General features: G+C 73.7%; 12 protein-coding genes. 7 read left to right on the top strand and 5 right to left on the bottom strand.

From position 1 onward, the window contains the following. Window positions 1–465 precede the first annotated feature (465 nt). The 6 genes from ABD363_RS08115 to ABD363_RS08090 all read left to right on the top strand — a co-directional run bounded on the left by ABD363_RS08115 (window position 466) and on the right by ABD363_RS08090 (window position 6,174). Window positions 466–1,374, top strand: coding sequence for a TraR/DksA family transcriptional regulator (locus ABD363_RS08115; RefSeq protein ID WP_344601122.1), 909 nt, complete (start codon window positions 466–468; stop codon window positions 1,372–1,374). 90 nt (window positions 1,375–1,464) lie between these two features. Continuing rightward, entirely contained in the window at window positions 1,465–2,178 is a 714-nt protein-coding gene (gene lspA / locus ABD363_RS08110) for a signal peptidase II (RefSeq protein WP_344601120.1), read from the top strand. A 123-nt stretch (window positions 2,179–2,301) separates the two neighbouring features. After that, entirely contained in the window at window positions 2,302–3,246 is a 945-nt protein-coding gene (locus ABD363_RS08105) for an RluA family pseudouridine synthase (RefSeq protein ID WP_344601118.1), read from the top strand. Further along, window positions 3,243–3,713 carry a GNAT family N-acetyltransferase gene (locus tag ABD363_RS08100; protein WP_344601116.1) on the top strand — a complete coding sequence of 157 codons (471 nt, stop codon included), beginning with the start codon at window positions 3,243–3,245 and terminating at the stop codon, window positions 3,711–3,713. The genes ABD363_RS08105 and ABD363_RS08100 overlap by 4 nt, the downstream gene beginning before the upstream one ends. A gap of 89 nt (window positions 3,714–3,802) precedes the next feature. Beyond that, window positions 3,803–5,389, top strand: coding sequence for a Na+/H+ antiporter (locus tag ABD363_RS08095; RefSeq protein ID WP_344601114.1), 1,587 nt, complete (start codon window positions 3,803–3,805; stop codon window positions 5,387–5,389). A gap of 38 nt (window positions 5,390–5,427) precedes the next feature. Then, window positions 5,428–6,174, top strand: a complete 747-nt coding sequence (locus ABD363_RS08090; RefSeq protein ID WP_344601112.1) for an SDR family NAD(P)-dependent oxidoreductase — start codon at window positions 5,428–5,430, stop codon at window positions 6,172–6,174. Between the two features lie 22 nt (window positions 6,175–6,196). On the opposite strand, the gene ABD363_RS08085 is transcribed toward ABD363_RS08090, so the two are convergent. Next, the gene (locus ABD363_RS08085; RefSeq protein ID WP_344601109.1) at window positions 6,197–7,312 is read right to left on the bottom strand and encodes a mechanosensitive ion channel family protein; all 1,116 of its coding nucleotides are present in this window, start codon (window positions 7,310–7,312) and stop codon (window positions 6,197–6,199) included. 62 nt (window positions 7,313–7,374) lie between these two features. Here ABD363_RS08085 and ABD363_RS08080 point away from each other — a divergent pair, with 62 nt between their 5' ends. Next, window positions 7,375–8,043, top strand: coding sequence for a dienelactone hydrolase family protein (locus ABD363_RS08080; RefSeq protein WP_344601107.1), 669 nt, complete (start codon window positions 7,375–7,377; stop codon window positions 8,041–8,043). Here the strand turns inward: ABD363_RS08080 and ABD363_RS08075 are convergent. The 4 genes from ABD363_RS08075 to ABD363_RS08060 all read right to left on the bottom strand — a co-directional run bounded on the left by ABD363_RS08075 (window position 8,028) and on the right by ABD363_RS08060 (window position 12,814). Then, complete coding sequence (locus tag ABD363_RS08075) at window positions 8,028–9,716, bottom strand: alkaline phosphatase D family protein (protein WP_344601106.1); 1,689 nt, start codon at window positions 9,714–9,716, stop codon at window positions 8,028–8,030. The two genes, ABD363_RS08080 and ABD363_RS08075, sit on opposite strands and share 16 nt — an antisense overlap. A 103-nt stretch (window positions 9,717–9,819) precedes the next feature. Then, window positions 9,820–10,629, bottom strand: coding sequence for a DsbA family protein (locus ABD363_RS08070; protein WP_344601104.1), 810 nt, complete (start codon window positions 10,627–10,629; stop codon window positions 9,820–9,822). 79 nt (window positions 10,630–10,708) lie between these two features. Further along, window positions 10,709–11,407 carry a hypothetical protein gene (locus ABD363_RS08065; RefSeq protein WP_344601102.1) on the bottom strand — a complete coding sequence of 233 codons (699 nt, stop codon included), beginning with the start codon at window positions 11,405–11,407 and terminating at the stop codon, window positions 10,709–10,711. 69 nt (window positions 11,408–11,476) lie between these two features. After that, window positions 11,477–12,814 carry a DUF2252 domain-containing protein gene (locus tag ABD363_RS08060; protein ID WP_344601100.1) on the bottom strand — a complete coding sequence of 446 codons (1,338 nt, stop codon included), beginning with the start codon at window positions 12,812–12,814 and terminating at the stop codon, window positions 11,477–11,479. Window positions 12,815–12,823 lie beyond the last annotated feature (9 nt).

Here is a 12,823-nt window from a genome sequence, read left to right as displayed (position 1 = left end):
CCTCATTGAGGTCGCGATGCCGGTTCTACTCGCCGTGAGTGCTCCCCGCGGCTTTCTTCCGGCGGCTCCGGGGTGATCTTCACGTCGCGCTCGCCCCCGGGCTCACACCGTCCCCGGGTCGCTCTGGGCTGCGTACGCCGCTACTCGTCCCCATCCACGCTTTTCGCTCCGCCCAGTGTACGGCGCTGCGCGGGCGGCGGCCGACCGGTTTCCGGCTGCCCGGGGCGCGGGGCGCCGTATCGCCTGACGTGACCCGAATGGCGCGGTATGCCTGCCCGCATCCCGGGACGCGCGGCTCGGCGGCATACCCGGCGGGGAGCTGGGCACAACGGATGCAGGTTCGCCGCGCGGCATCCGCGGGGCGTGCGGATCGTTCGGTTTGCCCCGTTGCCGCGGGACTCAAGTCGATTTATCGTCCCAGCACGATTCGCGAGCAAGATCACAATATGTGAAGGGGCCGCGGCCATGGTGGCGAAGAAGACCGCCGTACAGCAGTCGGCGGGCAGGTCCGCGGACGCCTCCGGGGGCACACGTGCTTCCGCGGACGCGGACGCGGCCGGAGGCGGGGCGGGGAGGAAGAGCGCGCGGGCGGGGGCGGCCGGGACGGATGCGGCGGGGGAGGGAACGGCGGAGAAGGGGGCGGCGGAGAGGAGGACCGCCTCGAAGGCGGCGGCGGTGCGCGAGACGGCCTCCGGGGAGACGGCCACCGGGGCGCCCCCCGGGGCGACGGCCGCCCGGGGGACGCCGGGGAAGGCGGCCGAGGAGGGCGGTGCCGGCGGGGGCGGCACCGGGAAACGCGCGGTCGGGAAGAGTACCGCCGGGGCCGCCGCGGGCAGGAAGAGCACGGTCAAGAAGGTGGACGCGGCGCAGACCGCGGAGCAGACGGGAGCCACGACAGTGGTTGGGAAGAAGACTCCTGGCACGGCCACGGCGGCGAAGACCGCCGTTCCGAAGGCACGGTTCGCCGCGGCGGAGCCGGGTGAACTGGCGGTGCGCCCCGGTGAGGACCCCTGGACCCCGGAAGAGGTCGAGGAGGCCCGCACCGAGCTGCAGTCCGAGGAGGCCCGGCTGCGCGCGGAGATCACCTCGTCGGAGCGGTCGCTCGCCGGTCTGATGCGGGATTCCGGGGACGGCGCGGGCGACGACCAGGCGGACACCGGCACCAAGAACATCACGCGGGAGCACGAGCTGGCGCTCGCCGCCAACGCGCGCGAGATGCTCACCCAGACCGAGCGTGCCCTGGAACGCCTCGACGCGGGCACCTACGGCCTGTGCGAGAACTGCGGCAACCCCATCGGCAAGGCCCGGATGCAGGCCTTCCCGCGGGCCACCCTGTGCGTCGAGTGCAAGCAGAAGCAGGAGCGCCGGTACTGACCGGCCCTCCGCGCGCCTCCTGAGCAGGTGCGCCGTGGAAGGCGTGCCGTACCCTCGTCCTCAGTCAGGCACCTAGGTTGAGGGACTCACGTGGCAGAGGCGGAGCGCATCATCGGTACGCCGGACGACACCCCGGACGCGGCGCGGGCGGAGCAGCGGCCCGGCGGACACGCGTCGGGTGAGCGGCCCGGCGCCGAGACGGCACGGACCCCGGCCGGCGCCCCCGGCGCCGACGGGACGGCCGGGGCGCCGGCCGGCGTGGACGAGCAGGCGGCCGGTGCGGACGGGCCGGCGGCCGGCGCGGCCGGGCGGCCCCGGGGGAAGCGGCGCATCGCCGTGCTGTTCGCGGTCGCCGCCGTCGCGTACGCCCTCGACCTGATCAGCAAGATGATCGTGGTCGCCAAGCTGGAGCACCACCCGCCCATCGAGATCGTCGGGGACTGGCTGCGGTTCGAGGCGATCCGCAACGCGGGCGCGGCCTTCGGCTTCGGCGAGGCCTTCACCGTGATCTTCACGGTGATCGCGGCGGCCGTGATCGTGGTGATCGCCCGGCTCGCGCGCAAGCTCTACAGCCTGCCCTGGGCGGTCGCGCTCGGGCTGCTGCTCGGCGGCGCGCTCGGCAACCTCACCGACCGGATCTTCCGGTCGCCGGGCGTCTTCCAGGGCGCGGTCGTCGACTTCATCGCGCCCAAGCACTTCGCGGTGTTCAACCTCGCCGACTCGGCGATCGTGTGCGGCGGCATCCTGATCGTGCTGCTGTCGTTCAAGGGGCTCGACCCGGACGGGACCGTCCACAAGGACTGAGGCCGCCGGGCCCGCGGGAGCTGCCCGCGGGGCGGGTACGGGGCCGCCCCGGCCGCCGCTCACGATCGCGCCCGGCGCGGGCGCGCGTACGGGACCGCCGGACCCGTCCGGCATACTCGACGGGTGAGCACGATTCCCGAGATCCGCACCCTGCCCGTGCCCGACGGCCTGGAGGGCGAGCGTGTCGACGCCGCCATCTCCCGCATGTTCGGCTTCTCCCGCACCAAGGCCGCCGAGCTGGCGGCGACGGGGAAGGTCACGGTCGACGGCTCGGTGGTCGGCAAGTCGGAGCGGGTGCGCGGCGGGGCCTGGCTGGAGGTCGAGATGCCGCAGGCGCCCGCGCCGGTGCAGGTGGTCGCCGAGCCGGTCGAGGGCATGGAGATCGTGCACGACGACGACGACGTGGTCGTGATCGTCAAGCCGGTCGGCGTCGCCGCCCACCCGTCGCCGGGCTGGACCGGGCCGACGGTGATCGGCGGGCTCGCCGCCGCCGGGTACCGCATCTCCACCTCCGGCGCCGCCGAGCGCCAGGGCATCGTCCACCGCCTCGACGTCGGCACGTCCGGGCTGATGGTGGTGGCCAAGTCGGAGTACGCGTACACCTCGCTCAAGCGCCAGTTCAAGGAGCGCACCGTCGACAAGCGCTACCACACGCTCGTCCAGGGCCACCCCGACCCGACCAGCGGCACCATCGACGCGCCCATCGGCCGGCACCCCAACCACGACTACAAGTGGGCGGTCACCGCCGACGGCAAGCCCTCCGTCACGCACTACGACCTGATCGAGGCGTTCCGCGCGGCCTCCCTGCTCGACGTGAAGCTGGAGACCGGCCGCACCCACCAGATCCGCGTCCACATGGCCGCCCACCGCCACCCCTGCGTCGGCGACCTGACCTACGGCGCCGACCCGACCCTCGCCAAGCGCCTCGGCCTGACCCGGCAGTGGCTGCACGCCGTGCGGCTCGGCTTCGAGCACCCCGGCACCGGCGAGTGGGCGGAGTTCGCCTGCGACTACCCGCAGGACCTGCAGCAGGCTCTGGACCAGGTCCGTGAGGAGACCTACGCGTGAGCGTCCCGTCGTACGTGGTGCGGATCGCGGAGGACCCCGCCGACCGCGAGGCGTGCTTCGCCGTGCGCAAGGAGGTCTTCGTCGCCGAGCAGGGCGTCCCGGAGGACATCGAGTACGACGCGTACGACGCCGGGGCCGTGCACGTCCTGGCGGTCCGGGAGGACGGGCTGCCGCTCGGCACCGGGCGGCTGCTGCACGGCGCGGCGCCCGCCGCCAGGACCGGCGGCGACGCGTCCGTGGGGTCGCTGGGGCGGCTGGCCGTGACGAAGGCCGCCCGCGGGCTGGGCGTCGGCGCCGCCCTGGTGCGGGCCGTCGAGGACGCCGCCCGCGCGCGGGGCCTCACCGCGGTCGACCTGCACGCGCAGACGCACGCCCTGGGCTTCTACGAGCGGCTCGGGTACGAGGCGTACGGGCCCGAGTTCCCCGACGCGGGGATACCCCACCGGGCGATGCGGCGCACCCTGTAGCCCGAGGGGACGACGGGGCTGGTGAGGGCGGTGACGTGGCAGGCTTGAAGTCTGCCCTGTGATCGCCGAGAGCCACCGGAGCGCCGACCGTGGACCAGCTGGCCCTGTTGTTCCTGCTGCTGCTCGGGGCACTGGTGAGCGTCCCCGTCGGAGACCGGCTCGGGCTGCCGGCGCCGGTGCTGATGACCCTGCTCGGGATCGCCCTGGCCCTGCCCGGCTTCGTGCCGAACGTCGACGTCCCGCCGGACCTGATCCTGCCCCTGCTGCTGCCGCCGCTGCTGTACGCCGCGGTGCGGCGGACCTCCTGGCGGCAGTTCGCGGCCAACAAGCGGCCGATCTTCCTGCTGGCGGTGGCGCTGGTGTTCGTCACCATGACGTGCGTGGCCGTGGTGGCCCACGCGATCGTGCCGGGGCTGCCGCTCGCCGCCGCGTTCGCGCTCGGCGCGCTGATCGCGCCGCCGGACCCGGTCGCCGCGACCGCCGTCGCCGGGCGGCTCGGGCTGCCCCGCCGGCTGGTGTCCATCCTGGAGGGCGAGGGCCTCTTCAACGACGTGACGGCCATCGTGCTGTACCACGTGGCGATCGCCGCCGCGGTCAGCGGGTCCTTCTCGCCGTGGCGGGCCGGGCTGGACCTGGTGCTGTCCGCCGTCGTCGCCGTCGCGGTGGGGCTCGCGCTGGGCTGGGGCGCCAACCGCCTGCTGGACCTGCTGGAGGACGCGACCCTGCAGATCGGGCTGACGCTGCTGGTGCCGTACGCCTCCTACGTCATGGCCGAGGAACTGCACGGCTCCGGTGTGCTCGCCGTGCTCACCACCGCGCTGTTCCTCGCCGAGTACGGCACCGACCCCGACGACGTGATGACCCGCCTGGCCGGGCACACCTTCTGGAGCGTCGTCGACACGCTCGTCACCGGGGTGGCGTTCGGGCTGATCGGGCTGGAGCTGCACAACGCGCTGCGCACCGCCTCCGGGCGGTGGGGCGAGTTGCTCGGCTGGTCGGCGGCGGTGGTGGGCGTGGTCGTCCTCGTCCGGCTGCTGTGGCTGCTGCCGGCGACCTGGCTGACCAAGCGGCTGCACGCCCGCCGGGACCACGACGAGGACATCCCGGTGAGCTGGCGGGAGACCGTCGTCATGTGGTGGTCGGGGATGCGCGGCGTGGCCTCGGTGGCGCTGGCGCTGGCGATTCCGCTGACGACCGGGGACGGGGCGCCCTTCCCCGGCCGGAACGAGATGGTGTTCATCGCGTTCGGCGTGATCCTGGCGACGCTGGTGGTGCAGGGGCTGACGCTGCCCTGGCTGGTGAAGCGGCTCGGGGTGCGGGCCGACACCGAGCGGGAGAAGGAGTTCGAGAAGGAACTCGCCGTGCGGGCGGCCAGGGCGGCCCGCGGCCGGCTCCGGGAGATCGAGTCGGCGGAGGAACTGCCGGAGGAGCTGTCCGAGCAGATGCTGCGGCGGGCCTTCGAGATCGGCGCGCGGATCAGTCCCGACCTGGCGGACGAGGAGCGGCGGGAGGCGCACCAGCAGCGGGTGCGGCGGCTGAGGCGGATCCGGCGGATCCACCAGGAGATGCTGAGCGCCGCGCGGCACGAGGTGCTGGCCGCGCGCAGCGAACCCGGGGCCGACCCGGAGATCGTGGACCGGGTGCTGCGCCATCTCGACGTGCGCAGTCTGCGGTGATCCACTCGTTCGCCCCGCCTTCCTTATAGGCTCCGGTCATGACTCGCAACGTCGTGATCAGCGGTGGAGGCACGGGGATCGGGCTCGCCGCGGCCCGGGCCTTCGCGGCGGACGGGGACCGGGTGCTGCTGCTCGGGCGGCGGGCCGAGGTGCTGGAGCGGGCCGGGGTGCTCGGCGCGCTCACCTGCGCGGCGGACCTCGGCGACCCGCGCGGCGTGCGCGCGGTGGAGCGGTTCGTGGCCGCGGAGCTGGGCACCGTGGACGTCCTGATCCACAGCGCCGGAGGCGCCGGGTACCGGGAGCCGGAGGCGGAGGCGGACGGCGACGATCCGCTCGACGCCGTGCTGCACGACTGGACCCTCAACTTCCGCCTCAACACCCTCACCGCGGTCCTGCTCACCGAGGCCCTGAAGGACCGGCTCGCCGACCCCGGCGGGCGGGTGCTGTTCCTCGGCTCCATCGCCGCCTACCGGGGCTCCGGCAAAGGGGCGTACGCGGCGGCCAAGGCGGCGCTGCACCCGTACGCCCACGCCCTGGCCCGGGAGCTGGGGCCGCGCGGTGTCACCGTGAACGTGGTCGCGCCCGGCTACGTCGAGGACACCGAGTTCTTCGGCGACGCGATGGACGAGGAGCGGCGGGCGCGGCTGGTCGCCGAGACCTCGACGGGCCGGGCCGGGCGGCCCGGGGACGTCGCCGCGACCCTGCACTGGCTGGCCTCCCCGGCCGCCGGGCACATCACCTCGCAGATCATCCAGGTCAACGGCGGCGCCGAGCGCGGCCACTGAGGGACGCCTCGGCGCCGGGCGCTCAGCGCTCCGGCCGTCCGTGGTAGCGGCGCTGGGCGGGCACCCCGTCCGGGGACGGGCGGCGCCCGCCGTGCCCCGGCGGCGGCACCGCGTCCGCCGTGTTGACCCGGGGCAGGGCGTAGGGGTGCTCCTCGGCCAGCCAGCGGATCATCCGCTCGCGGACCGTGACCCGGATCGTCCACAGGTCGTCGGCGTCCTTCGCCGTCACCAGGCCCCGCACCTGCAGGGTGCTCGGGGTGGTGTCGGTGACGTCCAGACCGTAGGCGCGGCCGTCCCAGGCCGGGCACTCGCGCAGGATGTCCCGGAGCTTGTCGCGCATCGCGTCCAGCGGGGCCGTGTGGTCGAGGTGCCAGTAGACGATGCCGGTCATCTGCGGGGTGCCGCGCGACCAGTTCTCGAACGGCTTCGACGTGAAGTACGACACCGGCATCGTGATCCGCCGCTCGTCCCAGGTGCGCACGGTCAGGAACGTCAGCGTTATCTCCTCGACGGTGCCCCACTCGCCCTCCACCACCACGGTGTCCCCGATGCGCACCATGTCCCCGAAGGCGATCTGCAGCCCGGCGAACATGTTGCCGAGCGTGGACTGGGCGGCGACACCGGCGACGACGCCGAGGATGCCGGCCGAGGCCAGCAGCGAGGCGCCCGCCGCGCGGAACGTCGGGAAGGTCAGCAGCATCGCCGCCACGGCCACCACCCCGACGATCGCGGAGACCACCCGCCTGATCAGCGTCACCTGGGTGCGCACCCGGCGGACCCGGGCCGGGTCGCGGTGGGCGCGGGCGTGCGCGTAGCGGGTGAAGGACGTCTCCACGACGGCGGCCGCGATGCGGATCACCAGCCAGGCGGCCGCCCCGATCAGCACCAGGGTCAGCGTCCGGCCGACGGCGACCCGGTGGTCCGCCAGCAGCTGCGCCTCGTCGTACGCCCCCCTCAGCAGGGCCGCGCACAGGACGAGCTGGAAGGGGATGCGGCCACGGCGCAGCAGACCCCACAGCGGGGTCTCGTGGTGCCGTTCGTCCGCCTTGCGCAGCAGCAGGTCGGCGGCCCAGCCGAGCGCCAGTGTGAGCACGACCGAGCCGCCGACCACGATCAGCGGTCGTAGCAGGTTCTCCATGCCTGCGAACCTAACCGGCCCCGGGAGGGCATGAACATGTGACTTCGCGGCGATCGCGGGTAGTGCCACGGTCCTGCCTCGTCACACCCGCCTGGCACCATGGCCTCATGAACATCATGCTCTTTCACTCGACCTACGGCCTCAGGCCCGCGGTGCGCCAGGCCGCGGACCGGCTGCGTGACGCCGGTCACCAGGTGTGGACGCCGGACCTCTTCGAGGGGCGCACGTTCGACACGGTCGAGGAGGGCATGGCCCACCAGGACGGGATCGGCAGGGAGGAACTGCTGAAGCGGGCCGTTCTCGCCGCCGCCCCCTATTCCGGGCGGGGGCTGGTGTACGCCGGGTTCTCGCTCGGCGCCTCCGTCGCGCAGACCCTCGCCCTCGGCGACGACAGGGCGCGCGGACTGCTGCTGCTGCACGGCACGTCGGACATCGCGCCCAACGCGCGGGCGGACGGCCTGCCGGTGCAGCTGCACGTCGCCGAGCCGGACCCGTTCGAGACGGACGACTGGCTGAGCGCCTGGTACCTGCAGATGGGCCGCACCGGCGCCGACGTCGAGGTCCACCGGTACGCCGGGGCCGGCCACCTGTACACCGACCCCGGCCTGCCGGACTACGACGCGGAGGCCGCCGAGGCCACCTGGCGGGTGGCGCTCGGCTTCCTCGCCTCCCTGGAGGAGCCGCCGGAGCCCGCGGAGGAGTCCCCGGAGCGGGATCACACGGGGTCGTAGCTCCGCTCGACCCGCTGCGTGCCGCTGCGCGTGCGGTACGAGCGGACCCACGTCGCGGCGGCGTCGCGCCGGGTGCGGTCGGACAGGACGTAGAAGTCCATCTGCGCGCGCTCGGCGGTGACGTCCAGGACGCCGTAGCCGTGGCGGTCGGTGTCGACCCAGTGGACGTGCCGGTTGGCGGCGCGGATCACCGGCGCGGCGACCGCGGAGACCGCGCCCTCGGACGTCCCGACGAGGTCGTCGAGGTTGTCGGAGGTGACCGAGGTGACGACGAACTCCGTGGCGGCCGAGGCGGACAGCGGGTACGTCCCGGCGTTCACCGGCACGTCGTTGGCCCACGCCATGTGGATGTCGCCGGTCAGGAAGACCGTGTTGCGGACGGCGTGGGCGCGCAGGTGGGCCAGCAGCTCGCGGCGGTCGTCGGTGTAGCCGTCCCACTGGTCGGTGTTGAGGGCGAGGCCCTCCTTGGGCAGCCCGAGCAGCTCGGCGAGCGGCTTGAGCAGATCGGCGGAGAGCGAGCCGATCGCGAACGGCGCGATCATCACCGAGTTGCCGACCAGCCGCCAGGTGGTGTCGGAGGAGGCCAGTCCGGCCTTCAGCCAGTCCAGTTGGGCGCGGCCGGTGAGGGTGCGGTCCGGGTCGTCGACCCCGCCGTCGCCGAGGGAGACCTGCTGGGAGCGGAAGGAGCGCAGGTCCAGCAGGGAGAGGTCGGCGAGCCTGCCGAAGCGCAGCCGGCGGTAGGTGGTGCCCGCGAGCGCCGGGCGCACCGGCATCCACTCGAAGTAGGCCTGCTTGGCCGCGGCCTGGCGGGCGGACCAGGCGCCCTCCGCGCCCTCGGTGTGGTTCTCCGCGCCGCCCGACCAGGCGTCGTTGGCGATCTCGTGGTCGTCCCAGACGGCGACGACCGGGGCCGCCGCGTGCAGCGCCTGCAGATCGGGGTCGGTCTTGTAACGGGCGTGCCGGACGCGGTAGTCGGCGAGGGTGAGGATCTCGTGGGCGGGCGCGTGGGGGCGCACGACCGTGCCGCGCGTGCCGTACTCGCCGGTGCCGTACTCGTAGATGTAGTCGCCCAGGTGCAGCCAGGCGTCCAGGTCGCCGCGGGCCGCGAGATGGCGGTAGGCGGCGAAGTGGCCGGCCTCCCAGTTGGCGCAGGAGACCACGCCGAAGCGGAGGTTGGGCACGGCCGCGTCCGCCGCCGGGGCGGTGCGGGTGCGGCCGGTGGGGGAGGCGACGCCTCCGGCGGTGAAGCGGAACCAGTAGTCGGTGGCCGGTTCCAGGCCGCGGACGTCGGCCTTCACGGTGTGGTCGCAGGCGGCGGTCGCGGTGACGGAGCCCGCGGCGACGACGTCGGTCAGCGCCCGGTCCCGGGCGACGACCCAGCCGACCTCGGTGTCCGGGCCGAGGCCGGAGCCGGGTATCGCCTCGGGCACGGGCGTCACCCGGGTCCACAGCAGGACGCCGTCGGGCAGCGGGTCCCCGGAGGCGACGCCGTGCAGGAAGACGGGGACGGTGGCCGCGCGGGCGGGCACCGTGGCGGCGAGCGGGCCGGTCAGCGCGGCGGTGGCGGCCGCGGCCTTGACGACCGTACGGCGGCGCGGGGCGGACGAGCCCGTCCCGCGGGCGTGTTCGGATGCCTCGTGGACGGTCTCGGATGATCTGTGTCGACTGGTCACGGCCGATCAGGTTACTGATCGGTACGCGCGAGAGCGGGCGAACCGGCAAAAGTTCGCCCGCTCTTTCCCCGGCGGCCGGCCGGCGGACCGGTGACGGGGCGGGTCAGCCCTTGAGCGCCGCGTCGACGACCGTGGTGAACTCCTCCGCCGTCATCGGGGGGCTGCCCGCGGAGGTGGTGAGCGCCTTGCCGTCCATCTTCAGGGTCGGGGTGCCCGTCACGCCGCTGTCGTCGAACTTCTCCGACATCTCCAGCGCCCACCGGTCGTAGGTGCCGTTCTTCACGGCGTCCTGGAACTCCTTGTTGCCCTTCAGCGCGTCGACGGTGTCCGCCACCTCGATCAGGTAGGAGTCGTCCTTGAACTTGTCGTCGGACTCCTGCGGGTGCCACTTCGCCGAGTACAGCGCGGACTTGTACTGCAGGAACGCCTCTGGGCCGACGTCCAGCGCGGCGCCCAGGGCGCTGAGGGCGTTCTTGGAGCCCTCGCCGTTGGTGCTGTCGTCGATGAACGTGGCACCGACGTACTGGACCTTGTACTTGCCGTCCTCGACGTCCTTCTCGACGGTCTCGCCGACGGCCTGCTCGAACTGGGCGCAGACCGGGCAGCGCGGGTCCTCGTACAGCTCCAGGGTCTTCTTGGCGCTCGACTCGCCGATGACGACGGTCGTGCCGTTCTCGCCGGTGGTGTTGGCCGGCTTGACGAGCTTGGCGTCCTGGGCCGCTTCCCAGTGGCCGGGCTTGTTGGCCTGGACGACCCAGTAGCCGATGCCGCCGGCTATCGCCAGGACGCCGACGAGGGAGCAGGCGACGACGATCTGGCGCTTGACCTTGGCGCGCTTGGCCTCGCGCTCGCGCTCGGCGCGCAGCCGCTCACGGGCCGCCGTCTTCGCCGCCTGGCTGTTCCGCTTGCTCATGGTGGTGTCTCCATGGGGACGCGCACACGTCGTGTGCGGGATGGGTCGGGGGGACTGCGGGTGCTTCGGTGGCGCCGGGTCAGACGGCGCCGGCCGGGCACGGCGGTCCGCGCCGTCCCAGGGAGTACGCGAGGATCCGGCCGCGGGTGACGGCCGGGCGGTGGCCGGGGCGCGGCGGGCGGCCCGCGCGCGGCGGCCGGCCCACCGTCACCGCCGCGGCCGCCAGCAGCAGCGGCCGGAACGTGGTCACGGCCACCGCCCGCAGCAGCTGGGCCAGTGCCCGCTCGCCGCGGCGCAGCCAGGCGGCGGCGAGGAGGCCGACGCCGACGTGTGCGCCGAGCAGCAGCCAGGCGGTGCCCGGCTCGGCGTGGGCGAGCAGGGCGGCGAGCCGGTCGCCGCCGGTGGGGGCGCCGGTCACCCGGGCCAGCGGGGCGCCCACGCTGGTGCCGTCGCCGCACAGCACGTCGAAGCCGACCGAGCGCAGCGGGCCCGCGACCGGGCCGCCCGCCCGGCCGTAGCAGAGGTGCTGGCCGGTGGTGAAGACCGTGTCGGCGGCCAGCTCCAGCGGGATCAGCAGCGCGGCGATCCGCCCGAAGCCCCGCTCGCGGCCCGCCAGGGCGTACGCGAGGACGAACACGGCGGCGGCGATCGCGGCCACCGTGTTCAGCGGCAGCGGGACCCGGGACAGCAGCACGTGCGACGCGGTGCTGAGCGTCACGACGAGTGCCGTGAACAGCGCCGCGCGTACGGCTCTGAGCTGGGTCCCGGATATGTCCATAGCGAGAGGAGAGTCTGTCACGCGAGCCGGTAAGAGAACCCTAAAGGATCGCTGTGAGAGATCCTTCCGTCACAGTCCCGGGATCCGTCCGTTGCGGAACAGGTCCACGAAGATCTGGTGGTCGGCCCGCGCGCGTGCGCCGTAGTCGTGCGCGAAGTCGACCAGCAGCGGGGCGAAGCCCTCCTCGTCGGCGGCGATCGCCGCGTCGATGGCCCGCTCCGTGGAGAACGGCACCAGGGACTCCCCGGACTGGTCGTCCGCCGCCGAGTGCATCGTCGCCGTGGCCCGGCCGAGGTCGGCGACGACCTGGGCGATCTCGGCCGGGTCGTCGATGTCGCCCCAGTCGAGGTCCACCGCGTACGGCGAGATCTCGGCGACCAGCTGGCCCGCGCCGTCCAGCTCGGTCCAGCCCAGCCACGGGTCGGCGTGCGCCTGCAGGGCGCGCTGGGAGATCACCGTGCGGTGGCCCTCGTGCTGGAAGTAGCCGCGGATCGCGGGGTCCGTCACATGCCGGGAGACGGCCGGGGTCTGGGCCTGCTTGAGGTAGATCACGACGTCGTTCTCCAGGGCGTCGGTGGAGCCCTCCAGGAGGATGTTGTACGACGGCAGGCCGGCCGAGCCGATGCCGATGCCGCGGCGGCCGACGACGTCCTTCACCCGGTAGGAGTCGGGGCGGGCCAGCGAGGACTCCGGCAGCGTCTCCAGATAGCCGTCGAAGGCGGCGAGGACCTTGTAGCGGGTGGCCGCGTCCAGCTCGACGGAGCCGCCGCCCGGGGCGAAGCGGCGCTCGAAGTCGCGGATCTCCGTCATCGACTCCAGCAGCCCGAACCGGGTCAGCGAGCGGGCGTCCCGCAGCGCGTCCAGCAGCGGGCCCTGGGCCGTGTCCAGGGTGAACGGCGGCACCTCGTCGCTCTTGGCGCCGGTGGCCAGGGCGTGGATCCGCTCCCGGTAGGCGCCCGCGTACACCCGCACCAGGTCGGTGATCTGGTCGTCGCCGAGCGCCTTCGCGTAGCCGATCAGCGCGATGGAGGCGGCGAAGCGCTGCAGGTCCCAGGTGAAGGGGCCGACGTAGGCCTCGTCGAAGTCGTTGACGTTGAAGATCAGCCGGCCGGTGGCGTCCATGTACGTGCCGAAGTTCTCCGCGTGCAGGTCGCCGTGGATCCACACGCGCGAGGTGCGCTCGTCCAGGTACGGTCCGCCGGACGTCCTCCCGGCGCCCTCCCGGTCGAGGTCGTGGTAGAAGAGGCACGCCGTGCCCCGGTAGAAGGCGAAGGCCGAGGCCGCCATCTTCCGGAACTTCACGCGGAACGCGGCCGGGTCGGCGGCCAGGAGCTCGCCGAAGGCGGTGTCGAAGACGGCGAGGATCTCCTCGCCGCGGTGCTCGTCGTCGAGCTGCGGGACCGGCATCGCTGGGTG

Source organism: Streptomyces glaucus (assembly GCF_039533365.1).
GTDB classification, from domain to species: Bacteria; Actinomycetota; Actinomycetes; order Streptomycetales; family Streptomycetaceae; genus Streptomyces; species Streptomyces glaucus.
This window is presented reverse-complemented; position numbering and strand designations above follow the sequence as displayed.